At 74.5% G+C, this 23,914-nt stretch carries 18 protein-coding genes; 7 read left to right on the forward strand and 11 right to left on the reverse strand.

The window, feature by feature from the left end; all coding sequences use genetic code 11:
• Positions 1-568 precede the first annotated feature (568 nt).
• The gene (locus HNP84_RS22640; RefSeq protein ID WP_185051778.1) at positions 569-739 is read right to left on the reverse strand and encodes a hypothetical protein; all 171 of its coding nucleotides are present in this window, start codon (positions 737-739) and stop codon (positions 569-571) included.
• 112 nt (positions 740-851) lie between these two features.
• On the opposite strand from HNP84_RS22640, the gene HNP84_RS22645 reads away from it, so the two are divergent.
• Positions 852-1,715 carry an SURF1 family protein gene (locus HNP84_RS22645; RefSeq protein ID WP_185051779.1) on the forward strand — a complete coding sequence of 288 codons (864 nt, stop codon included), beginning with the start codon at positions 852-854 and terminating at the stop codon, positions 1,713-1,715.
• A 7-nt stretch (positions 1,716-1,722) separates the two neighbouring features.
• Positions 1,723-2,055 (forward strand): DUF3817 domain-containing protein, encoded by a 333-nt coding sequence (locus tag HNP84_RS22650; protein WP_185051780.1) that lies wholly within the window; start codon positions 1,723-1,725, stop codon positions 2,053-2,055.
• 21 nt (positions 2,056-2,076) lie between these two features.
• Here the strand turns inward: HNP84_RS22650 and HNP84_RS22655 are convergent, their stop codons facing one another.
• The 9 genes from HNP84_RS22655 to HNP84_RS22695 form a co-directional block, all read right to left on the reverse strand.
• The gene (locus HNP84_RS22655) at positions 2,077-2,271 is read right to left on the reverse strand and encodes a tail-anchor membrane protein (protein ID WP_185051781.1); all 195 of its coding nucleotides are present in this window, start codon (positions 2,269-2,271) and stop codon (positions 2,077-2,079) included.
• A gap of 210 nt (positions 2,272-2,481) precedes the next feature.
• On the reverse strand, positions 2,482-3,912 hold the full coding sequence (locus HNP84_RS22660; RefSeq protein ID WP_185051782.1) for a protein kinase family protein: 1,431 nt from the start codon (positions 3,910-3,912) through the stop codon (positions 2,482-2,484).
• Positions 3,905-5,449: a serine/threonine-protein kinase gene (locus HNP84_RS22665; protein ID WP_185051783.1), complete on the reverse strand. Its 1,545-nt coding sequence runs from the start codon at positions 5,447-5,449 to the stop codon at positions 3,905-3,907. Before HNP84_RS22665 ends, HNP84_RS22660 begins: the two co-directional genes overlap by 8 nt.
• Positions 5,442-7,061, reverse strand: a complete 1,620-nt coding sequence (locus HNP84_RS22670; RefSeq protein WP_185051784.1) for a serine/threonine-protein kinase — start codon at positions 7,059-7,061, stop codon at positions 5,442-5,444. Before HNP84_RS22670 ends, HNP84_RS22665 begins: the two co-directional genes overlap by 8 nt.
• A gap of 37 nt (positions 7,062-7,098) precedes the next feature.
• The gene (locus HNP84_RS22675; RefSeq protein ID WP_185051785.1) at positions 7,099-8,706 is read right to left on the reverse strand and encodes a serine/threonine-protein kinase; all 1,608 of its coding nucleotides are present in this window, start codon (positions 8,704-8,706) and stop codon (positions 7,099-7,101) included.
• 89 nt (positions 8,707-8,795) lie between these two features.
• The gene (locus tag HNP84_RS22680; protein WP_185051786.1) at positions 8,796-9,650 is read right to left on the reverse strand and encodes a carbohydrate ABC transporter permease; all 855 of its coding nucleotides are present in this window, start codon (positions 9,648-9,650) and stop codon (positions 8,796-8,798) included.
• Between the two features lies 1 nt (position 9,651).
• Positions 9,652-10,743 carry a carbohydrate ABC transporter permease gene (locus HNP84_RS53315; RefSeq protein ID WP_312925500.1) on the reverse strand — a complete coding sequence of 364 codons (1,092 nt, stop codon included), beginning with the start codon at positions 10,741-10,743 and terminating at the stop codon, positions 9,652-9,654.
• 12 nt (positions 10,744-10,755) lie between these two features.
• Complete coding sequence (locus tag HNP84_RS22690; RefSeq protein WP_185051788.1) at positions 10,756-11,997, reverse strand: sugar ABC transporter substrate-binding protein; 1,242 nt, start codon at positions 11,995-11,997, stop codon at positions 10,756-10,758.
• A 54-nt stretch (positions 11,998-12,051) separates the two neighbouring features.
• On the reverse strand, positions 12,052-13,095 hold the full coding sequence (locus HNP84_RS22695; RefSeq protein WP_185051789.1) for a LacI family DNA-binding transcriptional regulator: 1,044 nt from the start codon (positions 13,093-13,095) through the stop codon (positions 12,052-12,054).
• 131 nt (positions 13,096-13,226) lie between these two features.
• Between HNP84_RS22695 and HNP84_RS22700 the strand changes: the two genes are divergently transcribed.
• The 5 genes from HNP84_RS22700 (at position 13,227) to HNP84_RS22725 (ending at position 22,899) form a co-directional block, all read left to right on the forward strand.
• Entirely contained in the window at positions 13,227-15,323 is a 2,097-nt protein-coding gene (locus HNP84_RS22700; RefSeq protein ID WP_185051790.1) for an amylo-alpha-1,6-glucosidase, read from the forward strand.
• An 86-nt stretch (positions 15,324-15,409) separates the two neighbouring features.
• Positions 15,410-16,129 carry a response regulator transcription factor gene (locus HNP84_RS22705; protein ID WP_185051791.1) on the forward strand — a complete coding sequence of 240 codons (720 nt, stop codon included), beginning with the start codon at positions 15,410-15,412 and terminating at the stop codon, positions 16,127-16,129.
• 46 nt (positions 16,130-16,175) lie between these two features.
• Positions 16,176-20,444 (forward strand): DUF4153 domain-containing protein, encoded by a 4,269-nt coding sequence (locus HNP84_RS53320; protein WP_246518488.1) that lies wholly within the window; start codon positions 16,176-16,178, stop codon positions 20,442-20,444.
• Between the two features lie 75 nt (positions 20,445-20,519).
• Complete coding sequence (locus HNP84_RS22720) at positions 20,520-21,680, forward strand: alanine racemase (RefSeq protein WP_312925501.1); 1,161 nt, start codon at positions 20,520-20,522, stop codon at positions 21,678-21,680.
• Positions 21,681-21,693: 13 nt separating this feature from the next.
• The gene (locus HNP84_RS22725) at positions 21,694-22,899 is read left to right on the forward strand and encodes a hypothetical protein (RefSeq protein WP_185051792.1); all 1,206 of its coding nucleotides are present in this window, start codon (positions 21,694-21,696) and stop codon (positions 22,897-22,899) included.
• 4 nt (positions 22,900-22,903) lie between these two features.
• On the opposite strand, the gene HNP84_RS22730 is transcribed toward HNP84_RS22725, so the two are convergent.
• Positions 22,904-23,899: a LacI family DNA-binding transcriptional regulator gene (locus HNP84_RS22730; protein WP_185051793.1), complete on the reverse strand. Its 996-nt coding sequence runs from the start codon at positions 23,897-23,899 to the stop codon at positions 22,904-22,906.
• Positions 23,900-23,914: the final 15 nt, after the last annotated feature.

Consider the following 23,914-nt stretch of genomic DNA (forward strand, 5'->3'; position numbering starts at 1 on the left):
GGGCAACGGTGGATCTTGCGCCCGACGGGATGGGGGTGGATGCCGGAACTTTCGGAAACGCGACGCCCTCCGGCCGCCTCCTCCCGAACGGTGACACACCTCCCCCCGCACACCCCGCCCAGAGCAGGTGGTGGCGAGCGGCGCTTGGCGGCGATGAGCGGTGGTGCCACCTGAGGTGCCTGGCGGTGATGGGGATGGTGCCGGGGGGTGCGTGGCGGTGATGGGGATGGTGCCGGGGGGTGCGTGGCGGTGATGGGGGTGGTGCCGGGCCGGGGTGTGCGGCGGTGGTCAAGCCTGCCGGTCTGGCGCCGATCACCACGACCGGTGCTCCTGCGCCGCTTGCGGTGCACTGCTCAGCCCGTGAACGGCGCGCGACGGCGGTGGGGTGCATGTGCGGGGGCGGGAGGGCGGGGGGAGATCCCGGATGCGCGGGGAGCGCCGCGGCGGGGGCGCGGCGGCGCTGGGGGGAGGGGGTGTTGGGCGGGCAGAGTGGGGCTGCCGGCCCCCGGAAGGGCGCCGCCGGGGGGAGCGGCGTCGTCCGGTGGTGGGGCGAGGTGCGGGCCGGCCTCTAGCGGAGCAGGAGGTAGGCGGCGACCGCCACGATCGCGACGAGGACCACCGCGATGGTGATCGGCAGGGCGTAGGAGCGCTTCTGCTCGGCGGCGGCCTGCTCGTTCTGCTGGGCGAAGGCCTTGAACTGCTGGGTGTTGCCCGCCGGGTCGATCTGGTGTTCAGACATGGTGACGACTCTAACGAGTCCCGATCTGTCCCCGACACCTCTTTGTCCTATTTGAAGGGTGACGGGTATGGCCGGGGAAGGGACCGCGCCACCGGGCGGATAGCGTGGAGGCATGCTGCGGACCGTGTTCTCGCCCCGGCTGGTCGCCCTGCACCTGCTGCTCGTCGTGGTGCTGGTGTCCTTCGGGCTGCTCGGGCGGTGGCAGCTCGGCGTGTTCGAGGACTCCGGGCGGCCACGGGTCGCCGCCGACCCGGCACCGGTCGCGGTGAGCACCCTGACCCAGGCCGGGCGGCACATGACCACCGACGCGGTGAGCCGCCGGGTGACCGCCGAGGGCACCTACGACCTCGGCAGGCAGCTCCTCGTCGCCGGCCGCGACGGCGGGTTCTGGGTGCTGGCCCCGCTCGACCTCGGCGACGGCACCGCGATCCCGGTGGTGCGCGGCCGGATCACCGACGCCGCCGACCCCGCCGCCAAGGCGGCGCCGCAGGGCAAGGTCACGGTCACGGGCAGGCTGCGGCCCTCAGAGCAGGTGGACGGCGTGCCGCGGCGCGTGCGCTCGCTCCCCGAGGGGCAGGTGCTCACGGTGTCCACGGCGGAGCTGATCAACGTGTGGTCCGGGCTGCGGCTGCGCGACGGCTACGTGGTGGCCACCGGGCAGAACCCGCCCGACGCCGCGCCGCTCACGCCCGTACACGTCGATCCGCCGACCGTGCCCGGGGGGTTCACCTGGCGCAACCTCGCCTACGCCGCACAGTGGTGGATCTTCGCGGCGTTCGCGGTGTTCATGTGGTTCCACTTCGTGCGCGACGCGGTCACGACCGCTCGCGCCGGCCGGAACGAGCCGGAAGGCGGCTCGAAAGGCGGTCTCGACGGCGGCTCCGGGGGCGGCTCGGAAGGCGGCCCAGGAGCCGGCGAGCCCGAGCAGTCGCCGGCGCCGGATAACGTAGCCCTGTCCCCATCCCAGACGAGGTAAGTCAACCGTGGAATCCGCTCTGAAGCCCTTCCGGGTGCTCGCCTACATCGTGGGCGTCATGCTGCTGCTGCTCATCGTCGGCATGGTGCTCAGGTACGGCTTCGACATCCCCGAGCCGGGGTCGATCATCTCGCCGACCCACGGGTTCCTCTACATGATCTATCTGGTCGCCGCGCTCAACCTCGGCCTCAAGGCCCGCTGGACGTGGCCGTACACGCTGGGCGTGCTGCTGGCGGGCACGGTGCCGTTCCTGTCGTTCTTCATCGAGCGCAAGGTCACCCAGCGCGTGCGCGACCAGATCGCCGCCCAGCAGGGCGAGGGCCAGACCGCCCCGGCCTGACCGTTCGCCCCGCCCCGCGGGTCAGCGGCCGATCCCGCGGCGCCGCACCCGCTTCAGGCGCTTGCGCTGCGACTCGTCGAGCATGAAGTACGCCACCACCGGCGCACCCAGCACGCCGAGCACGATCAGCCAGGAGAGGAGCGACGGGATCGGGAGCAGCAGGGCGACCACGGAAACGACAGCCGCGCCGATGTAGTACTTGCCGAGTGGCGACATGGTGGGGCCTTTCGTCCTACGGAGCACGCGCCCCGTACGGTCATTCTGCGTCGCCAGGAGAACGCGCGAGCACCCGCTCCCGGTTCCATGTCCTGTCCCGGCCCGTCATGGCGGGGGTGGTGAGCGGGGTCTCGTGCGGGGCGTTCTCCGGGGTTGGGGTGCTTGGTGGGGTTGGTCGGCTTGGTCTGGGCGGCGGGTTCTGGTTGCGCGTCACCGGCTGCGGAGCGCGTCCAGGACGTACCGCGCGGCCATGTGGCCGCCCGCGCGGGCGCGGCCCTCGCGGTCCACGGGGATCTGGCGCTGGTACTGCACGGCGATGTTGAGGTTGGCCACCCGCATCACGATCTGGGTGAGGTACGTGAGGCCGTTGGTCTGCTCCAGCGTGTACGCCTCGTCGCCCAGGCCGGGCAGGTCGCGCGGCGGCACGGTCTTGATCAGTGGCACGCCCGCTGCCGTCTCGTCGGCCTTCTCGTCCTGTGCGCGCCAGCGCGCGAAGTTGGCCTCGGCCCGCTCGACCGCCGTGTCGCCGAACTTGGGGACGTAGCGCACCACCTGGACGTTGAGGGTGTACTTCAGATTGGTCGGGGCGTTGTCGTCGGCCTCGCCCCAGTGGCAGATGCCCTGGGAGGTGGGGGAGGGGATCGCTGCGAGGCTCAGCGTGGCGGCCTGCTCGGGGGTGATCAGCTTGCACGGGTCCGGTGCGGTGGCGAACGCGGTCGGCAGCGGGGACGGGCGCGAGGACGGCGGCGCGGACGGGGGCGTTGACCGGGCCGCCGTCGTGGCCGTGGGTGAGGGCGCGGGCTCGGCGGAGCCGCGGGACAGCACCGCGGTCACGGTCGCCGCGGCGGCGAGCGCGACGACGGTGACGCCCGCCGTCACCAGTGCGAGCCGGCGGCGACGGCGGGGGCGCGAGGGGAGCGGCATGAGCCGTTCCAGCGTGATCGCCACCGCCTCCGGGGCGGGCCGGTGGGCCGGGTCGTCGTCGAGCAGCCCGGACAGCAGCGGCGCGAGGGGGCCCGACGGAGTCTCGGCCGTCTCCGGCGCGCTGAGCGGCATGCCGCCCATGGACACCGGCCGGCCCTGCTGGCCGGGCGCGTGGCCCTCCAGGGCGGTGTAGAGCACGACCCCCAGGTCGCGCAGCTCCTGGGCCATGCTCGGGGGCTCGCCGGTGAACAGGCCGGTGCCGAAGCCGGTCACCACGATGCGGTCGCCGGCGCCGAGGACGACCGACTCGGGGCCGAGCGCGCCGTGCCAGGCGCCGTGCGCGTGGGCGTGGGTGAGGGCGGCGAGCACCCGCAGGCCGATGGCGGCCACGCGCTCGTGGGGCTGCGGGCCCCGGGTACGGAGGACCTGGGCCAGCGTCGGGCCTTCGACCAGCTCCTGCACCATCCACATGCGGTCGCCCGCGGCGATCACGTCGTGGGTCGTGGGGACGGCCGCGTGCCGCAGCGCCGCCGCCGCGCGTACGACCCGGACGACCGGCTCCCGGTACGGTCCCGGCGGCGGCAGCGGGACCTCGGTGACGGCCACCTCGCGGTGCAGCAGCTCGTCACGGGCCCGCCATGAGGACCCCGCCGTGCCGAGGCGCTCCAGCAGCCGGTAGCGCCCGCCCAGCAGGTGCGCGCCTCGCGGGTCAGCCACGGCTGTTGAGCTCCTCGGCGACGTACCGGGCGGCGGTGAGCGCGGTGGTCCTGATCTTCTGGTCGGTCCGCTTCGCCTTTTCGGAGTACTCCACGGTCACCAGCAGGTTGCTCGACCGGAACACGATCGTGTTGTAGGCCCTGTCGCTCAGGCTGGTGGAGTCGTAGGTGAAGGCGTCCTTGCCGACGCCGCTGACGGGGCGCACCGGGTCCACCCGGCCCCACGGGCTCGTGCCCGTGTCGGCGTTCAGCTTCTCGCGGCGGGCGAGCAGGAACGCCTGGGCGACCTCGGGCGCGGCGCGGCCCTGCCGCGGGGCGTAGTGGACCAGCGTGACCCGCAGCCAGCCCGGGTCGGAGGAGCCGCCCCAGTCGCAGAAGGCGCCCTCCTTGCTGTCGAGCTCGGGGGCGACCCCGGGCACCAGCGCCCCGCTCTGCTCGGCGGTCAGCAGCTCGCAGGGGTCGGGCGGTGTGGGGAAGCGGCCCGCGCCGGCGGTGGCGGCGGTCGGGGTCGGGGCGGCGGCCACCGGCGTCGTCGTCGGCTCGGGGTCTGCCCCGTCACGGGTCAGCGCGTACGCCGTCGCCGCCCCGGCCACCGCGAGTGCGGCGACGGCCGCGGCGATCAGCGGCGTACGGCGCCTGGAGGGCGCGGCGGGGGCCTGCGGGGCCGCCTGGGGCGGCGGGGCCGCCTGGGGCGGCGGGGCCACCGGGGCGGGCAGGCCCTGGGCGACCCGTTGCAGGGCGGCGCGCAGCTCCGGAACCCCCGGACGGGCGCGCGGGTCCTTGCGGAGCATGGCCAGCAGCACCGGGCCGAGGTGACCCGCGCGGGACGGCGGGGGCGTGTCCTGGGTGAGGACCGCGCCCAGCGTGGCCATCGGCATGTCGCGGTGGAACGGGGCCTGGCCCTCCACCGCGGCGTAGAGGGTCGCGCCCAGGGACCACAGGTCGGCGGCGGGGCCGTCCTCCTCGCCGCGCAGGCGCTCGGGCGCGATGTAGCCGGGGGAGCCGACGAGCTTGCCGGGCTTGGTCAGCTCGCCGTCGCCGTCCATGGTGGCGATGCCGAAGTCGGTCAGCAGCACCGCGCCGTCGTGGGCGATCATGATGTTCGGCGGCTTGACGTCGCGGTGCATGACGCCGTGGCGGTGCGCGAGCGCGAGGGCGTCGAGGACGGCCAGGCCGATCGCGGCCACCCGCTCGGGGGGAAGCGGGCCCTCGTCCTTGACCAGTTTGTCCAGCGACCGGCCGCGTACGTAGTCCATGACGATCCACGGCCGGCCCTCCTGGGCCACCACGTCGTGCACCGCGACGATGGCCGGGTGGCCGAGCCGGGCGGCGGCGCGGGCCTCGCGCATCGTCCGCTCGTGGGCCTCCGCGCGCTGGGCCTGGGGGAGGTGCGCGTCGAGGCGTACCTCCTTGATCGCCACCTCGCGGTGCAGCAGTTCGTCGCGGGCCCGCCACACCACGCCCATGCCGCCCGCGCCGAGGCGCTCGACGGCGCGGTAACGGCCGGCGAGGAGGGGGAGCGAGCGGGGGTCATCCATAGGTCTTCAGCGCCTCCACGACCTCGCGGGCGGCCTTCTGGGCCCCGGCGAGGAGCCGGCCGTCGGCGTCGTCCTTCGCCCCGCCGCGCTCGTACTCGATCTCGAAGACCAGGTTGCTCACCCGGGTGACCATAATGATCTTGGCGGAGCCGCCGTAGATGTTGATGCTGCTGTAGTCCAGGAAGGAGAAGGACTCCTCGCCGATGCCGCTCAGATCGCGCGGCGGCGCCGGGGTGGGGGTGGCGTACCGGAGCTTGGCGGCGAAGTCGGCCTTCTTGCCGCTGAGGTGCTCCTTGGCCTTGGTGATCTCGGTGCCGTCCTGCTTGTACGCCGTGATGCGCAGGCGCAGGTCGTACTTCTGCGCGTTGGCCAGCCGGTAGTCCTGGGTCAGCCAGTTGCACTCGCCGGTCGAGACCTCCGAGCTGCGCAGCGAGGGCACCAGCTCGGCGGCCAGCTCGTCGCTCAGCAGGCTGCACGCGCGCGGCGTGGTCGCGAACCGGCCCTTCGCCCCCGCCCCGGACGGCGTGGGGGTGGGGCTCGCCGTCGCGCCCGCCGCGGCCGGGGACGGGTCGCGGAACAGCGGCGCGGCCAGCACCCCGATCGCCACCGCCATGGCAACCCCGAGCACACCGGCGAAGACGATCACCGACCGCGGCACGAAGACCCCGCGTGGCCGCCCCTCGCCGGCGGGAGGCGCGCCCACCGGCGTGGTGTCCCAGCCCTCGGGACGGGCCGGGACGGGACCGGCGGCGTGGGGGCGAGGGCTCCCGTACGGCGGCTGGGGCGCGGCCATGTGCTGCCCCTGCGGCGGCGTGTGCTGTCCCTGCGGCCCCATGTGTTGCGCCTGTGGCGCCGCTTGTTGGGCCTGTGGTGCCGCGTGCTGTCCCTGCGGGGCCCCATGGGGCGGTGGGGTGACGTAGGGCGGCGCGGGCGGCTGCGCGGGGGCCGACGGTGGGGTCGCCTCGCTCTGGAGGGCGGCGGCGCCGGGTGCGGGCTTGGCGGCGTGGGCCGGGACGCCGCCCGCCGGGGTGTCGGGGGCCGGGGCGGGGAAGTTCGGGCTGAACGGCGACGAGGCGGGGCCGCGCCAGGGCGGGGCGCTGCCGCGGGCGGGGTGGGGCGCGGTGACCTCCGCCGCGTGGTCGGGGGTGGAGGAGGGCCGGTACGGCTCTGCGTGCATGGGGTGGGCGATGTCCTGGAGCTGGGTGCGGAGGGAGGCGGCGTCGGGGCGGGCGGACGGGTCGGGGGCGAGCAGGCGGCCAAGGATCGGGGCGAGCGGGCCCGCCTGCACGGGGACGGACCCGGGCGCGGGCGGGTGGCCCTCGACGGCGGTGAACAGGGTGGCGCCGAGGGTCCACAGGTCGGAGGCGGGGCCCGCCATGCCCTCGGGCGGGACGAAGCCGGGGACGGGCCCCGGGGCGGCCCGGCCCGCCGCGACGGAGATGCGGCCGTCCTCGCCCATCATGATCATGTCGGGACGGACGTCGCGGAGTCCCGTCGTGCCGTCGCGCGCCGCGGCCATCTCGGCCAGCACCCGCAGGCCGATGGCCGCCACCCGCCGGGGCGGCAGCGGCCCCGACCGGCTGATGATCTCGTGGAGGGAGGTGTCCTTCATCGGTGCTTCCGGTCCATGGGGGTCGGGTCGGTCCCGTTCATCCGGTTCGCTTCAGCGCCGCGACCATCCAGTCGGCGATCGTCCTGGCGCCGTCGCGCAGGGCCTTCTCATCGAGCTTGCCGTCGATCGCGGTATAGCCGACCTCCATCACCAGGTTGTCCAGGCGGAAGACGATGTAGCTCTGTTCCGGTTTCAGGTGGCTGCGGTTGTCGTAGACCTGGTAGGCGAACGCCTCGTCGCCGACGCCGGTCACCGGTTCGGGCCCGGTGTTGCGCGCGGAGCGGAGCCGGGCGCCGATGTCGTCCCAGGACCACACCAAGGTGCCGCTGGGGATCGTGGCGTTGCGCTGGTTGACGAAACGCTCGTGGGCGCGGCGCGGGCTCGACCCCCAGTGCTCCTCGCCGGACAGCAGCGTGACGGGGTTGGCCTCGATGCCCATGCCCTCGGCCTCCCACGAGCAGCCCTCGCGGTTGGTGGCCCCGCCCTTGACGTCCTCGATTCCGGGGAGCATGCGGCGTACCTGCTCGGCCGTCAGCAGGTCGCACACGCGTACGGGCAGGCCGAAGCGGCCGGGGCTCTCGCTGAGCCGGGTCGGGGTGGGGGTGGCCCGGGGCCGGGGCGGCTCGGGGGCGGTCAGGGCGGCGGCCACGTTCACGGTCAGCGCGGAGCCCGCCGCGATCACGGCGAGCAGCAGCACGATGCCGGCCGCGATCGGCCAGGTGCGCGGCGGGCGCGCGGGAACGGGGGCGGTGGCGCCGGTGGTGCGGGTGGGGCCGAAGGGCGCGCCGGGCACGGGCTCGGGCGGCGGGGCCTGCTGCGGCACGGCGACCGGCTCGGCGGTCAGGGGCTCCAGCTCCCGGGCCGCCTCGGCGAGGGCGGGGCGGTCGCCGGGCTCGGGGGCGAGCAGGCGCAGCAGCGCCGGCCCGAGCGCGCCCGCGCGCTCGGGCGGCCGGGGCGGCTCCACGAGGACCTTGCTCAGCACCGCCACCGGCGTGTCGGCGTGGTGCGGCGGCCTGCCCTCCACGCCGAAGTACAGCGTGGCGCCGAGCGACCACAGGTCGGACGCCGGGCCGCCGGGCTCGCCGCGCAGACGTTCCGGCGCGATGTACTCCGGCGCCCCCACCAGGTGCACCGTCCGGTCGAGCGTCGCCTCGCCCTCGATCGCGGCGATGCCGAAGTCGGTGAGCACCGCCCGGCCCGTCCGGGTGAGGATCACGTTGCCGGGTTTGATGTCGCGGTGCACGACCCCGGCCGCGTGCGCCACGGCGAGCGCGGCCAGCACGCTCACGCCCACCCGGGCGATCTGGTGCGGCGGGAGCGGGCCGCGACGGCGTACCAGCTCCTCCAGGGACGACCCGCTCAGCCGCTCCATGACCACCCAGGGACGGCCGCCCTCGACGATCACGTCGTGGATGGTGACGATCGAGGGGTGCTTGAGCCGGGCGGCGACGTTGGCCTCGCGGACCGTCGCCTCGCACAGCTCGCGCCTGCGCGCCTCGTCCAGGCCGGGCGCGAGGCGCACCTCCTTGACCGCCACGTCGCGGCCGAGCACGTCGTCGGCGGCCAGCCAGATCGTGCCGGAGTCGCCCTCGCCCAGCGGGTTGAGCAGCCGGTAACGTCCCGCGAGACGTCGAGAGCCGATCAAAGCGCTCCCCCCTCGTCGTCGGCCACCGGCGCCTAGCAAAATAGTCCCTTGCCGATGCAACGGCTACCTGGATCGTGGGAGGGGGACGATCAGCCCTTCTCACTTCCCTCGTTCGCGCCGCGTACGAAGTGGCGCTGGAACACCACGAAGATGATCGCCACCGGGATCGTGGCGAGCAGGGCCGCGCCCAGCTTCAGCGGGTACTGCGTGCCCGCCCCGAGGGAGCCGCTGACCAGGTCGGCCAGGCCGCGCGGGAGCGTGAACAGGGCGGGGTCCTGGACCGCGACCAGCGTGTGCGGGAACTCGTTCCACGAGCCCTGGAAGGACAGGATCGTCAGCGTGATCAGCGCCGGTCTGGCCAGCGGCAGCACCACCGACCAGAACGTGCGGAACGCGCCCGCGCCGTCGATGCGCGCCGCCTCCTCGACGCTGACCGGGATCGACTCGAAGAACTGCTTCATGATGAACACGCCCGTCGCGTCGGCGAGCAGCGGCACGATCAGCGCGACGTAGCTGTCGTAGATCCCGAGCTGGTTGAGCACCAGGAACTTCGGGATCAGCAGCACCACGCCGGGCACCGCCATGATCGCGACGATCGCGGCGAAGACGCCGCGGCGGCCGGTGAAGCGCAGCCGCGCCAGGGCGTACCCGGCGAGGGAGTCGAAGAACACCCGGCCCGCGGTGACCAGGAGGGCCACCAGCACCGAGTTGGCCAGCCAGACCGGCATGCCGGTGCCGGCGAAGATCCGCTCGTAGCCGGCCAGGGAGAGGGGCGACGGTATGGGCGACAGCGCGTTGGCCGCCGCGTCGGCCTCGGTCTTGAAGGAGTTCGCCACCTGGATGACGAACGGGTAGAGGAAGACCAGGGCGAAGAAGACCAGCACCGCGTACCCGGCGAACGTGCTCGCCACGGCCCGCGGCCCGGTGCGGTCCGGCCGGGTCATGTCAGATCCTCCCCCCGCCGCGCCCGCGCAGCAGCCACCGCTGCGCCAGCGTCAGCAGCACGATGATCAGGAACAGCACGAACGAGATCGCCGCGCCGGAGCCGTAGTCGAAGTCGCGGAAGGCCGTCCGGTACGACAGGTACGCCGGCGTCAGCGTCGTCTTGGCCGGGTCGCCCTGGCTCATCACGTAGATCTGGTCGAAGACCTGCCAGGTGCCGATCAGGCCCAGCGTGAGCACCAGGAACAGCGTCGGCCGCAGCATGGGCAGGGTGACGTACCGGAACCGCTGCCACCGCCCGGCGCCGTCGAGTTTGCTCGCCTCCTCCAGTTGCACCGGGATGTCCTGGAGGGCGGCCAGGAACATCAGCATGAACGTGCCCGAGGTGGTCCACACGACCAGCGCGATGATCGAGCACATGGCCACGCTCGGCCCCGACAGCCAGTCCCACCAGGTCAGGCCGAACGGCCCGCCGCTCGTCAGGGCCGCGGGCGGGGCGTCGATGTCGGCGATGCCGAGCCCGCTCAGCAGCAGGTGCAGCACCCCGCGCGAGTCGGAGAACCACTGCGGGCCCGAGACGCCGAACAGGCCGAGCAGCCCGTTGACCGCGCCGGAGTTGGCGAAGACGAACAGGAACACCACGCTGATCGCCACCGAGCTGGTCACCGAGGGGAAGTAGAAGGCGGTGCGGAAGAACGTTTTGCCGCGCAGCATCCGGTTGTTCACCACCAGCGCCAGGAACAGCGCCAGCGCGGTCTGCAGCGGGACCACGAACGCCACGTAGTACGCGTTGTTCCGCACGCTGGTCATGAAGTCCTGGCGGGCCAGGCTGTCCTCGGTGAACAGCCGGGTGTAGTTCTGCGCGCCCACCACCTCGACCCCGGCGCGGAAGGGGCTGCCCTGGCCGTTCCAGGCGGTCAGGCTCACCCACAGCGCCATCAGGATCGGCAGCACCATGAACAGCCCGAGGATCACCACCACCGGCGCGACGAACAGCCAGCCCGCGGCGTTCTCCCGCCCGGCCCCGGGCCGCCTGCCGGGGCCGGGCGGCGCACCGGGCCGAGAGGGCCGGGAGGGCCGGGCGGGAACGGCCACACCGCTCATGGGTCAGCCGCCGAGCGCCGTCTGGGTGTTGCGCTGGAGCCGGGTCAGGATCGACTTCGGGTCGGTGCTCGGCAGCTTCTGCAGGGCCGCGTCGAAGTCGACCAGGACGCTCTCCATCTTCGGCGCCTTGACCGGGCCGCGGGCGAAGCCGGCGCTGTCGGCGAAGGCGGCGTCCTCGGGGAACTCCTTGGTGAACGGCTCCTTGGCCGACTCGCGGGAGGGCATGACGCCGAACGCGCGGGCGAAGGCCATCTGCTGGTCCACGGTGGTCATCGCGTTGACGAAGTCGATGGCCTGCTGCTTGTACTTGCTCTTGGCCGCGATGCCCCAGCACTGGGTGAACGACAGCGTGCCCTTGCCGGCCGGGCCCGCGGGCAGCTCGTGCACGGTGTACTTCACGCCGGGGTAGTCGGCCTTCATCGCGCCCTTGATCCAGTTGCCCTCGATCGTCATGGCGGCCTTCTCCTTGCCGAACGCCTCGCCGCCCCAGCCGGCGTCCAGGTCGCCGGGGTACTTGGCCAGGCCCTCGCGCAGCAGCGAGCGCACGTATTCGAGCGCGCGCAGGTTCTCGGGGCTGTCGGCGGTGGCCTTCTTGCCGTCCTCGCTGGTCACCCAGCCGCCCGCCTGCACCATGAAGGCGCCGATGCGGTCGCGGGTGTCGGCCACCACGAGCGGCACCTCGCCCGCGTCCTTGAGCTTGCGCGACACCTCGGTGAGCTGCTCCCAGGTCGTGGGGACGTCGGCGTCGGTGAGCCCGGCCTTCTCCCACTTGGTGGTGTTGATCACCAGGGCCAGGGTGGAGAAGTCCTTGGGCGCGCAGTAGTACGTGCCGTCGTAGGTGAAGGCGTCGCGCAGGTTCTGGTAGAAGTCGTCCGAGTTCGCGATCTTGTCGCCGTACGGCTCCAGGGCGCCGACGCCGGCATAGTCGGCGAAGCGCACCGCCTCCACGTAGAACACGTCGGGCGGGGTGCCGCCCGCGAACGCCTGGCCGAGCTGCTGGCTGAGGTTCTGGGCCGGGGTGACGGTGGCGGTGTTGCCGGTGGCCTTGGCCCAGGCCGCCGCGGCCTCCTTGACCGCGTTGGTCTCCGCGTCGCCGGAGGAGCCGATGAGGATCTGGAGGGAGGCGGGGCCGCTGCTCTGCGGCGCGGCCGCGTTGTCCTCGAAGCCGCTGCCGCCGCATGCCGCCGCGGAGAGCAGGGCCGCGACGGCGAGCGCGGCGAGGGGTGTGCTGCTTCGGCGTTTCATCCTGGACCACTCTCCTGGTGTGAGCTTGACGATCTGGGGGTCACGTCCTCGGGGTCACGTCGTGGATCGCCGGACGACCAGCGACGGCCGCAGCAGCACGCGCTCGGGCGCCGCCGCGCCGTCCTCCTGTTGGCCGCCGGTGTTCTGACCGTCCACATCCTCACCGGCGATCTGGCGGGTCAGCAGCCGTACGCAGTGCGCCGCGGCCTCCTCAAGGGGCTGGCTCACGCTGGTCAGGCCGACGGCCCGCGCCACGGGGGTGTCGTCGAACCCGCACACCGCGACCGGCGCGTCCGGGTTCGCCGCGCGGGCGGCCTGGAAGGCGCCGAGGGCCAGGGAGTCGCTGGCGCACACGATCGCGGTCGGCGGCTCACCCGCGCCGAGCATGCCGCGCACGGCCGCCTCGGCCTCGGCCACGCGGTCCTCGCACACGTACGCCAGGCCCGCCACGTCCAGCCCGGCCGCGGCCATCGCCCGCGCCCAGCCGCTCCTGCGGTCGTCGCCGACGCCGGACCCCTCGGGCCAGCCGAGGAAGGCGACGCGCCGGTGACCGGAGCCGAGCAGGTGCCCGGTGGCCTCCTCGGTGCCGGCCGCGCCGTCCACGTCCACCCAGGTGTGGGCGTCCAGCGCGTCCCAGGGGCGGCCGAAGGTGACGAACGGCATGCCGCGCGCGGCCAGCCAGGAGGTCCTGGCGTCGCCGTGGTGGGTGCTGGCCAGCACGAAGGCGTCTGGCGTGTACGCGCCGAGCAGGTCCTCGTACGTCGCGATCTCCGCCTCGTCGTCGGCGGCGGTGTACAGGATCACCCGGTAGCCCGACCCGGCCGCGGCCTCGGTCAGCCCGTGCAGGAACCGGTCGAGGACCGAGCCGTTGATGCCGTCGCGGGTGGGCTCGATGCGGGTGGCGATGAGCCGCGAACGGCCGGTGCGCATCTGGCGTGCGGCCTGGTTGGCGCGGTAGCCGAGGGCCTCGACCGCCTCGTGCACCCGCCTGCGGGTCTCCTCGCGCACCACTTCGGGGGTGTTGAGCACGTTGGAGACGGTCTGGCGGGACACGCCGGCGTAGCGGGCCACCGTGGCTATCGTCACCTTTTTCGCCATTTATGCCTTCTTGTCGTGCTCTATCGTCTTGAACGTTCAAATCGCCATGCGGCATGATTGGATCGTTCAAATTTCGGGATTGTTTCGAACTGTGCACCTTCAAGGACCGCCTGTCAAGAGGAGAAGATCCCATGCCCGAACGTCCGAGGCAGCCCCTGCTGCACGACCTCGTCGCCGCGATGGCCGCGCCGACGGTGGCCCTCAGCGGCCAGGACGGGCAGATCGGGCACCCTCGCGGGCCGGGCGGGGCCCAGGGGCTGTTCCACGCCGACCGGCGGGCGCTCTCGACGGCCCGCCTGCTGGTGGACGGCCGCGAGCCCGAGCCGATCGCGCACGCCCCCGACGGGACCGGCGGCGCCCGCTTCGTCCTGTTGCCGCGCTGGCTGGGCGACGACGGCCCCGACCCGACGGTGCGGGTGGACCGGGTGCGCAGCGTCGCCCCCGGCCGGATGAGCGAGCGCATCGAGATCGCCTCCACGGCGTCCGGGCCGGTGACGGCGGGCGTACGGATCGAGCTGGGCGCCGACCTCGCCCCTATGGAGGAGGTCAAGTCGGGCCGGTCGCGCCCCGCCGTACGCGCCGAGGCCGGCGGCCCCGGACGGCTCGCCTGGCGCGCAGGGGCCATCGAGGTGACCGTGAGCGGCGAGGGGGCGCGGGCCGAGGCCGGCGAGACCGCCGCCCTGGCCTGGGAGGTCACGCTCGGGCCGGGCGGGCGTACCACGCTCGAATGGCACGCCGAGGTCGCCGACGCCGAGGCGGTCATGGCCGCGCCGCCGACCGCCGCCGCGTGGCCCGCGCCGCGCGCCGAGGCCGACGACCACCGCCTGGTGCGCCTGCTGGACCGCTCCCTGGACGACCTGCGCGCGCTGCGCCTGACCGAGGCCGGGACCGAGCCCGGGGCGGGCGGCGAGGTGTTCCTGGGCGCCGGAGTGCCCTGGTACCTCACCCTGTTCGGCCGCGACAGCATCTGGGCCGCGCGCATGCTCCTCCCGTTCGGCACCGAGACCGCCGCGGGCACGCTGCGCGCCCTCGCCCGCCGCCAGGGCCGGCGGGCCGATCCCGGCACCGGCGAGGCGCCCGGCAAGATCATGCACGAGCTGCGCCGCGGCGACTTCGCCTTCTTCGGCGGCGGCGAGCGGACCGGCCGGCCCACCGCGTACTACGGCACCATCGACGCCACCCCGCTGTGGATCAGCCTGCTGCACGACGCCTGGCGCTGGGGCATGCCCGAGGCGGAGGTCGCCGCGCTGCTGCCCCCCATGGAGGCCGCACTGGGCTGGCTGGCCGAGCACGCCGACCCCGACGGCGACGGCTTCGTCGAGTACATCGACCACAGCGGCCACGGCCTGGCCAACCAGGGCTGGAAGGACTCAGGCGACGCGGTGCGCTTCCGCGACGGCGAGCAGGCCGAGCCGCCCATCGCCCTCGCCGAGGTCCAGGGCTACGCCTACGAGGCCGCCCTGCACGGCGCGGCCCTGCTCGACGCGTTCGGCCGCCCCGGCGCCGGGCGGTGGCGCGAGTACGCCGCCGAGATGGCCGCGCGCTTCCGCGCCCGCTTCTGGGTGGAACGGGCGGACGGCGTGCGGCACCCGGCGCTCGCCCTCGACCGCGACAAGCGCCCCGTGGACGCGCTGACCAGCAACATCGGCCACCTGCTCGGCACCGGCATGCTCGACGCCGCCGAGGAGGCCGCCGTGGCGCGGGCCCTGGCCGGGCCGGACATGTCCGGCGGCTTCGGCCTGCGCACGATGTCCTCCGGCGACGCCGGGTTCAGCCCGCTGTCCTACCACTGCGGCTCGGTGTGGACCCACGACACCGCGATCGTGATCGGCGGCCTGGCCCGCGCCGGCTTCGGCGACCTGGCCGCGGACCTGACCCGGTCGCTGCTCGCCGCCGCCGAGGCGTTCGGCTTCCGGCTGCCCGAGCTGTTCGGCGGCGACGACCGCGCGACCGCGGGCCGCCCGGTGCCCTACCCCGCCGCCTGCCGCCCTCAGGCGTGGTCGGCGGCGGCGGCCGTCGCGATCGTGCGGGCCGCGCTCGGCGTCGAGCCGGACGTGCCGAACGGGCGGGTCGTGCTCCGCCCGCTCGCCGGTGCGCCCCTGGGCGCGCTGCGCGTACGCGGGCTGCGGGTGGCCGGGGTGGAGGTCGAGGCCGAGGTGACCCGCGACGGCTCGCCCCGGGTGAGCGGCCTGCCCGCCGGGATCGCCGTGGTCCGGCACGAGCTGTGACTTATCGGTGACGATCGCGAATCGTGCACGGCTTCTTCACAATTCGGTGAGGTTTATCTGCACAGCGGGGCTCTAGGCTGCCGGGCATGGCGATCCCGCAGATCCCCCCGGCCGCCCCGCTGCCGCAGCAGCGCAGCGTCCTGGTGGTGGAGGACGACGAGACGATCGCGCACGCCGTACGCGACAGGCTGATCGCGGAGGGGTTCGCGGTGCGGGTCGAGGCCGACGGCGAGCGCGCGCTCGCGGCGTACGGGCGGATGGAGCCGGACGTGGTCGTGCTCGACCGGCTGCTCCCCAGGCTGGACGGGCTGGAGGTGTGCCGCAGGATGCAGGCGGCGCGCCCGGTGCCGGTGCTCATGCTGACCGCGCTCAGCGAGGAGACCGACCTGCTCGTGGGCCTCGGCGTCGGCGCCGACGACTACGTGACCAAGCCGTTCAGCATGCGCGAACTGGTCGCGCGGCTGCACGCCCTGCTGCGCCGGGTCGAACGGGCCGCGCAGCTCGCCGTCGAGGAGACCATGATCAAGGTCGGCGAGGTGCACATCGACACCGCCGAGCGCCGCGTCTACGTCGGCGGCGAGGAGGTGCGGCTCACCCGAACCGAGTTCGACCTGCTGCGCCGCCTGGCCGAGCGGCCCGGCCAGGTGTTCGAGCGGGAGCGCCTGCTCGGCGACCTGTGGGGCTTCTCCGAGGCCGCCGCCACGCGCACCGTGGACAGCCACGTCCGCGCCCTGCGCAAGAAGCTCGGCCCCGACGTGGTCCGGACCGTCCACGGCGTCGGTTACGCCCTCGCCAAACCGGTCTGAACGCCCCCGAACCCGGAGGCGTCCGCATGAGTCTCACCAAGATGCGATGCGTGATGCGATGAGGCCGCTCGACTTCCTCGGCCGGATCAAGATCAAACTCGGCCTGGCCGTGTGCCTCGCGGTCGTGGTGGCCTTCGTGGTCAACGAGGTCGGCATCAACGCCGGCCTCGGCCGGGAGCTGCGGATAGCGGTCGCGGTCGCACTCGCGCTGCTCATGGTGCAGCTCCTCGGCCGCGGCATGATCAGGCCGCTGCGCGAGATGGCCGCCGCCGCGCAGACCATCGCCAAGGGCCGGTACGGCCAGCGCGTACGCGCCACCTCCCGCGACGAGGTCGGCGAACTGGCCCGCGCGTTCAACGCGATGGCCGCCGACCTGGGCGAGGTGGACCGCCAGCGCAGGGAGCTGGTGGCCAACGTCAGCCACGAGCTGCGCACCCCCATCACCGCCCTGCGCGCCGTGCTGGAGAACGTCGTGGACGGGGTGTCCGAGCCCGACGTGCACACCCTCGGCATCGCCCTCGCCCAGACCGAACGGCTCGGCCGGCTCGTCGCGCAACTGCTCGACCTGTCGCGGCTCGACTCCGGCGCCATGCACATCGACCCCGAGACCGTGGGCCTGGAGCCCCTGCTCGACCAGGCGGCCCGCGAGGCGGCCCTGACCCGCGACGACGTGACCGTGCGCGTCGCGGTACGGCCCGCCGGCCTGTCCGTACACGCCGACCCGGGCCTCCTCGCCCAGGTCCTGGCCAACCTGCTCGACAACGCCGTACGCCACAGCCCGCCCGGCGGCACCGTCACCCTGTCGGCCGTCCCCGCCCCGCCCTCCCCGGCGAGCCCCGGCGTCCAGATCGCGGTCGCCGACCAGGGCCCCGGCATCCCCCAGGCCGAGCGCACCCGCGTCTTCGAGCGCTTCTCCCGCCTGGACGCCGCCCGCGCCGCCGACGCCGGCGGCACCGGCCTCGGCCTGGCCATCGTGAAGGAGATCGTGGAACTTCACGGCGGCTCCATCCACATCGACGACTCTCCCGGCTGCCGCATGGTGGTCGGGCTCCCCGGAAGGATCACCATGGGCGACTCACCCACCCCCGAACCCCCGCCCAGCCCCACCGCCCGCCCCCTGGCCGCCCCGGTCCCGAGGAAGACCACCGCCACCACCGAGAACGCAGCCGGAACCGAGGGCGCGGCACGGGAGCCCGCGCCCACGGAGCCCGTCCCCGCCACCACGGCCCCGCCGTCCCCGGCCATCGCGATGGCCGAGGCCGCCCTGCCCCCGGCCCCGGATGCGGACGCGACCGCACCGGAGATGCCGGCGACGCCCGCGGTGGCCCAGGGAGTCGCCGGTTCGGGTGTGACTGAGATCGTCGTGGCGCACGGAGCCCCCGGCTCCGGTGTGCCGGAGGCCGTGGGTTCCGGTGTGACGCAGGCCCCGGGACCGATGACACCGGTGCCCGGCGCGGGCACTGAGGTGCAGGAGCCCGCCGTGGTCCCGGCCACGGGGTCCGGGGCGAAGGAGGTCGTGGTCGCGCGCCTGGGTTCGAATGTGCCGGAGGCCACGGCGCCGCCGGTCGGCGTCACGGAGGCGGTCGGGGGTTTGGCCGTGCCGGAGGGCGCGGGTGTGCCGGTCGCCGCCATGGGGGCCGTGGGCTCGGGCGTGTCGGAGGCCGTGGCGCCGCCGACCGGCGCCACGAGGGCGCAAGAGGGCGCGGGTATCGCCGCGGCGGAGGCCGGGGTGCCGGTGACGGCCGCCGTGGCCGAGGGAGCGGCCGGTTCGGGTGTGACTGAGGTCGTCACGGCGCCCGGAGCCTCCGGCTCTGGTGTGACGGAGGCCGTGGTGCCGCCGGTTGGCGTCGCCGGGGCGAGGGGGGCCACGGGCTTGGGCGCGGCGGAGACGGCCGGTGTGCCGCTCGCCGCGACAGGGGCAGAAGAGGGCACCGGCGTGGCCGTGCCGGAGGCGGCCGGTGTGCCGGGCAATGTCGGCGTGGGCCATGAGGCCGTGCCGGCGGTGCTGGCTTCCGGTGAGTCGGGAGCCGCTGTGCCACCGGTCGGCGTCACGGGGGCGCAAGGGGCCGCGGGCGTCGCGGCGGCGGAGCCCGCCGGGGGGCCGGTCACTGCCGCAGCGCAGGCCGCCGTGGGTTCCGGTGCTCCTGGGGCCGCGGCATCGACGACCAGCGCGGCCGAGACGAAGGGTGCCGCGGACCCGGCCGCGTCGAGGGCCGTTGGGGCGCCGGTCGCCGCCGCCGGAGCGCCGGGTGCGGGCGCTGCCGTGTCGGGGGCCGTGGGGGTGCCGGGCACGGGCGCTGCCGCGTCAGGGGCCGTGGGGGTGCCGGGTGCGGGCGCCGCTGTGTCGGGGGTCGTGGGGGCTCCGGGGGCGGGCTCTGCGGTGAAGGTGGGGGTGCCGGGTGCGGGTGGCGATGTCAAGGAGCGGGCGGGCGGGGTGCGGCCGGGGGGTGCGGGCATGCCCGCGGATGTCGGGCGGGGGCGGGTGGGGCCGCCTCCGCCGCCGCCTGGGCAGTGGGCGCCGGGAGGGCCGGGAGGGCCGGGTGGAGCCGGGGGGGAGTCCTATCCGGCCAACTGGTGGGCGGCGATCGGGTTCGCGGTCGTGGGGGCCTGTTGCGGGCTGATCGCGGCGGTCGTCGTGGGTGCGGTGCTCAGTGTGGTGGGCTTCGCGCTGGCGATGCTGGCCGCGTTCGGGTGTGTGCTGGCCGGGGCGTTCATCGGCACTGTGCTCGGGGCGACGCGCAAGGCGCCGGCTCCCGTGCGTCCGGCCAATGCTCCGGAGAAGGCGCCGGGCGGGCCGTCGTACGTGCCGCCCTCGGTGTTGCCGCGGCCGGAGGTGCCGGCGATGCCGTCGTGGGTGCTGCCGGCGATGGCGGGGGCGGGGCTGGTGGCGGCGGTGACGCTGCCGTACGCGGCGCCGGGGCTGGGGCTGGTGCTGACCGCCGTCGCGCTGGGGGTGGTCGGGCTGCCTGCGCTGTGGCGCAGGATCACGCCCTGGTCCCTGGGGCTGGGCCTGCTGGGGTACGCCCTGGTCGGCGTGGCGCTGGTGCGGGACGCCGACTGGCTGGTCACCCCGCTCGCCCTGGCCGGGTTCTGCATCGCGGCCCTCGCGCTGTCGGGGCTGGGGGCGAGCTGGCTGGGCACGCTCAAGGGCGGCGCGTCCGTCCTGCTGGCGCTGATCCCGTTGCCCTGGTTCGTCGGCGGGCCGCTGAAGGCGGCGGCGCGGCGGCGGCCGCGGAAGATGGCGCCGATCGCCGTCGGCGTGGGGCTGACCGCGGCGCTGCTGCTGGTGTTCGGCGCGCTGTTCGCCTCCGCCGACCCGGTGTTCTCCGCGTTCCTCACCGACGCGTTCACCGCCGCCGACTGGGCCGAGACGCTGCCGTTGCGGATCGTCGCGTTCATCGGCATCGCGATCCTGGCCGGGGCGGTCGCGCTCGCCGGGCTGCGGCCGGGCCCCGAGCCCGAGCGGCGCGACTTCGGCCTCAACGTGGGCCGGGCGGGGTGGCTGATCCCGCTGACCGCGCTGAACCTGCTGTTCGCCGCGTTCGTCGCGGTGCAGATCACGGTGCTGTTCGGCGGCAACGAGCGGGTGCTGACCACTGCCGGGCTGACCTACGCCGAGTACGCCAGGCAGGGCTTCTTCCAGCTCGTCGTCGTCAGCGTGTTCGTGCTCGCCGTCGTCGCGGTCGCCGCGGTGGCGGTGGCGGTGGACGGCCGGGACCGGTGGACGATGGCCGGGCTGCTCGGCCTGCTGTGCGCGCTGACCATGGTGATCATGTGGTCGGCGATCCAGCGGCTGCACCTGTACGTGGACATGTACGGCTACTCCCGGCTGCGCGCCGTCGTCGAGGTGACGCTGTGGTGGCTGGGCGCGGTGTTCGTGCTGGTCCTGATCGCGGGCGCGATGCGCCTGATGCTGCGCCGCGGCGGCTGGCTGCCGCGCGCCCTGGTGGCGGTGACCGGCGTCGCCATGCTCGCCTTCGCCGTGTGGAACCCCGACCTGCGCATCGCCGAGACGCAGATCAAGGAGCGTGGGCTGAAGTTTCTGGACGCGGCGTACCTGAGCGACCTCGGGGCCGATGCGGTGCCCGCGATCAGCAGGCTGCCGGAGCCGCTGCGAAGCTGCGTGCTCGCCGACGTCGTGGTCGCCAACGACCTGAACCTGCCCGACCCGTGGAACGGCTGGAACCTGGCCCGGCAGCAGGCGCACGAGCTGCTGGCCGAGCGTCCGGTGACGTCCTCCCTGGACTGCAGGATCGGGAGCGTCACGACCACCGGCTCCGTCGAGGACGACCGGACGATCCCCGACCAGGACTGAGCCCGCGAGGAGCGGGACCGCGCCGGGGCCGGTAGGGTCGCTGGGGGTGGCGCGGAGAGCGGCGAGGGGGGTCCTGTGCGGGTTCCGGAGTGGCGGGACGGCGAGCCTGCCAAGGGGCTGCTCGCCCCGCCCGTAGGAAAGTCGATCTTCGACGGCGCCGTCTCCTTCCCGATCATGGTGCTCGACGGCGCCGCCGTGCGGCACAACGTCGCCACCATGGCGGCGTTCGCCCGTGACCACGGCCTCCTCCTCGCGCCGCACGCCAAGACGACCATGGCGCCCGCGCTGCTGGCCGCGCAGCTCGACGCGGGCGCCTGGGGGTTCACCGTGGCCACCCCCACCCAGGCGCTCACGCTGCGCGGCTTCGGCGTGCGGCGGATCGTGCTGGCCAACCAGTTCGTCGACCCGGCCGGGCTGCGCGCGGTCGCGGCCGAGCTGGAGCGCGACCCGGCCTTCGAGTTCCTGTGCTTCGCCGACTCCGTCGCCGGGATCGAGATCCTGTCCGCCGCGGCCGGCCCCCGGCCGTTCCGGGTGCTGGCCGAGCTGGGGCACGAGGGCGGCCGGGCCGGCTGCCGTACGCTCGGCGGCCTGCTCGACGTCGCCACGGCCGCGCAGAACGCGCCCGGTGTGGAACTCGCCGGAGTGGCGGGGTACGAAGGGGCGCTCCGCACCGCCGCCGAGGTGCGCGCCTACCTCGGGCGGCTGCAGGAGGCGCTGGAGCACCTGCGGGTGCGCGAGCCGATCCTGTCGGCCGGCGGCAGCCAGTGGTTCGACGTGATCGGCCGCGAGCTGGCCGGCTGCCGGGCCCGGGTCGTGCTGCGCAGCGGCGCGTACGTCACGCACGACGACGGCTACTACCGCGAGCGCACCCCGTTCACCCGCGTCCCCGGGGAGCTGCGGCCCGCGCTCGAACTGTGGGCCCACGTGCTGTCGGCGCCCGAGCCGGGCATGGCGGTGCTCGGCTTCGGCAAGCGCGACGCCCCGTACGACGAGGGCCTGCCGGTGGTGCGGGCGCTGCGCCGGCACGGGCGTACGGTCGCGCTCGGCGAGGGCGAGGTGACCGTCACCAAGATGCAGGACCAGCACGCCATCGTGCGCACCGCCGCCGAGCTGCGGCCCGGCGACCTGCTGTCGTTCGGGATCTCCCACCCGTGCACGGCCTTCGACAAATGGCGGGTGCTCCCGGTGGTGGACGATCGCCATGTCGTGATTGATTTGATCAGCACGTACCTTTGAGATGGAGACCGGGGTGGACAGTTCGGTATACGTCTTCGCCGAGGACATCCGCGGCGAGGGCCTGGACAACGTGCTCGACCGGGTGGCCGGGCACGGCGCGGCCGGGGTCACCGTCGGGGCCGTCCACCACGCCGCCCGCGACATCACCCCGCACGGCGTGACCAGGCTGACCGTGCGCCACGACGGCGCCCACTTCGTCCCGCCCGCCGACCTGTTCGACGGGCTGCGCCTGTCGCCGCCGGTCCAGGAGTACGCGGCGGAGGAGCCCATCGCCGCGCTGCGCAAGGCGACGGCCGCGCGCGGGCTCCACCTGCACGGCTGGGCCGTGTTCCTGCGCTGCGCCACGCTCGGCCGCGAGCACCCCGACATCACGGTGCGCGACTGCTTCGGCGACCGCGGCTCGCCCGAGGACCTGTGCCCGGCCCACCCCGACGTGCGCCAGTACGCCGAGGCGCTGGCCCGCGCCGTGGCCCGGCAGGGGGTTGACAGCGTGGTCGCCGAGGCGCTGCACTTCCGCCGCCTCACCTACGAGCGCTCCTCGGTCGCGCTCGGGCCGATGGACGCCTTCCTGTTCGGGTTGTGCTTCTGCGACTTCTGCATGCGCCGGGCCGCCGACCTGGGCGTCAACGCCGAGGCGGCGCGCGAGGAGTGCGCCCGGATCGTGGGCGGGGTGCTCGACGGCGACCCGCCGGCGCAGGGCGAGGTCACCCGCGCGGCGCTCACGGCGTACGCGGGGCCGGAGGTCGTCGCCTACGCCCGCGCCCGCTCCGAGACCGTGACCTCGCTGGTCTCCATGGTGTCCGACGCCGTGACGCAGGAGGGGTCCAAGCTGGTGTTCCTCGATGCCACCGGCGCGGTCAAGGGCTACGCCGACGGCCTGCCCTCGCCCGGCCTGGCCGCGCACGACGCCTGGCAGCTCGGCATCGACCTGCTCGCGCTCGGCGATCTCGTGCCGTCGTTCGGCGTGCTCGCCTACGCCCGCGACGCCGCCCGGGTGGCCGACGACGTGGGCGCCTACCGCCGCTCGGTGGGTAAGGACCGCGAGGTCAGGGTGGTGCTGCGGCCGGGCCTGCCCGACACCGACTCCGCCGACCGGCTCACCGCCAAGGTACGCGCGGTGCGCGCGGCCGGCGGCCACGCCGTCGACTTCTACGCCTACGGCCTGGTGCCCTACCCGGTGCTCGACCGGATCCCCGAGGCGCTGAGCCAGACCCCGTGACGGCTCAGGCCGACTCTCTGATCACCAGCTCGGTCGGCAGGATCACGTGGTCGGTGTCGCGCTCGGCCGGCGGGGTGAGCAGCAGCCGGACCATCGCCGTGGCCTGCTCCACGATCGGCTGGCGCATCGTGGTCAGCGGCGGCTCGGTGTAGCGGGCGGCCTCGATGTCGTCGAAGCCGACCATCGCCACGTCGTCGGGCACCCGCCGCCCGGCCTGGCGCAGCGCCTGCAACGCGCCGATGGCCATCAGGTCGTTGGCCACGAACACCGCGTCGAGCTGCGGGTCGTCCTCCAGCAACTGGCGCATCGCGATGGCGCCCGACTCGCGGGTGAAATCGCCCACCGCCACGATCGAGCGGCGCGAGGAGCCTCGCAGCGCGTTACGGTAGCCGGTCAGCCGGTCCTGCCCGGCGATCATGTCCAGCGGCCCGGCGATGGTGGCGATCCGGCGGCGCCCGATGTCGAGCAGCCGGCGTACCGCCGTCTCGGCCCCGCCGACGTTGTCGTTGTCGGCGAACGGCATGTCCACCGCCACGGCCGGCCGGCCGTAGGAGACGACCGGCACGCCCATGCGGCTGATCGCGGCCGGCAGCGGGTCGGCGCCGTGCATCGAGATCAGCATCACGCCGTCCACGTGCCCGCCCGCGATGTAGCGCTCCACCCGCGCGTGGCTTTGCGGCGTGCCGGCCAGCATCAGCACCACCTGCTTGTCGGCGGCCTCCAGCTCGCGGCTCGCGGTCCTGATCACCGTGGAGAACAGGGGATCCTCGGAGAAGACCCGGGTGGGCGGCTCGGAGACGACCAGCGCGATCGAGTCGGTGCGCTGGGTCACCAGGCTGCGCGCGGCCGAGTTGGGCACGTAGCCCAGCTCGTTGACCGCGCGCATCACCGCGTCGCGGATCTCCGGCGTCACCGTGGACTGCCCGTTCACCACCCGGGAGACGGTGGCCCTGGACACCCCGGCACGCGCCGCCACCGCCTCCAGAGTCGGTCGCTTCATGCCCCGCAACCCCGT

Origin of the sequence: Thermocatellispora tengchongensis (genome assembly GCF_014202315.1) — a bacterium.
GTDB classification, from domain to species: Bacteria; Actinomycetota; Actinomycetes; order Streptosporangiales; family Streptosporangiaceae; genus Thermocatellispora; species Thermocatellispora tengchongensis.

Bases quoted from the DNA above. Each gene is read 5' to 3' on its own strand.
- HNP84_RS22640 (WP_185051778.1), bottom strand. From the start codon at position 739: ATGTCTGAACACCAGATCGACCCGGCGGGCAACACCCAGCAGTTCAAG.
- HNP84_RS22645 (WP_185051779.1), top strand. From the start codon at position 852: ATGCTGCGGACCGTGTTCTCGCCCCGGCTGGTCGCCCTGCACCTGCTG.
- HNP84_RS22655 (WP_185051781.1), bottom strand. From the start codon at position 2,271: ATGTCGCCACTCGGCAAGTACTACATCGGCGCGGCTGTCGTTTCCGTG.
- HNP84_RS22665 (WP_185051783.1), bottom strand. From the start codon at position 5,449: ATGGATGACCCCCGCTCGCTCCCCCTCCTCGCCGGCCGTTACCGCGCC.
- HNP84_RS22670 (WP_185051784.1), bottom strand. From the start codon at position 7,061: ATGAAGGACACCTCCCTCCACGAGATCATCAGCCGGTCGGGGCCGCTG.
- HNP84_RS22680 (WP_185051786.1), bottom strand. From the start codon at position 9,650: ATGACCCGGCCGGACCGCACCGGGCCGCGGGCCGTGGCGAGCACGTTC.
- HNP84_RS22690 (WP_185051788.1), bottom strand. From the start codon at position 11,997: ATGAAACGCCGAAGCAGCACACCCCTCGCCGCGCTCGCCGTCGCGGCC.
- HNP84_RS22695 (WP_185051789.1), bottom strand. From the start codon at position 13,095: ATGGCGAAAAAGGTGACGATAGCCACGGTGGCCCGCTACGCCGGCGTG.
- HNP84_RS22700 (WP_185051790.1), top strand. From the start codon at position 13,227: ATGCCCGAACGTCCGAGGCAGCCCCTGCTGCACGACCTCGTCGCCGCG.
- HNP84_RS22705 (WP_185051791.1), top strand. From the start codon at position 15,410: ATGGCGATCCCGCAGATCCCCCCGGCCGCCCCGCTGCCGCAGCAGCGC.
- HNP84_RS53320 (WP_246518488.1), top strand. From the start codon at position 16,176: ATGCGTGATGCGATGAGGCCGCTCGACTTCCTCGGCCGGATCAAGATC.
- HNP84_RS22730 (WP_185051793.1), bottom strand. From the start codon at position 23,899: ATGAAGCGACCGACTCTGGAGGCGGTGGCGGCGCGTGCCGGGGTGTCC.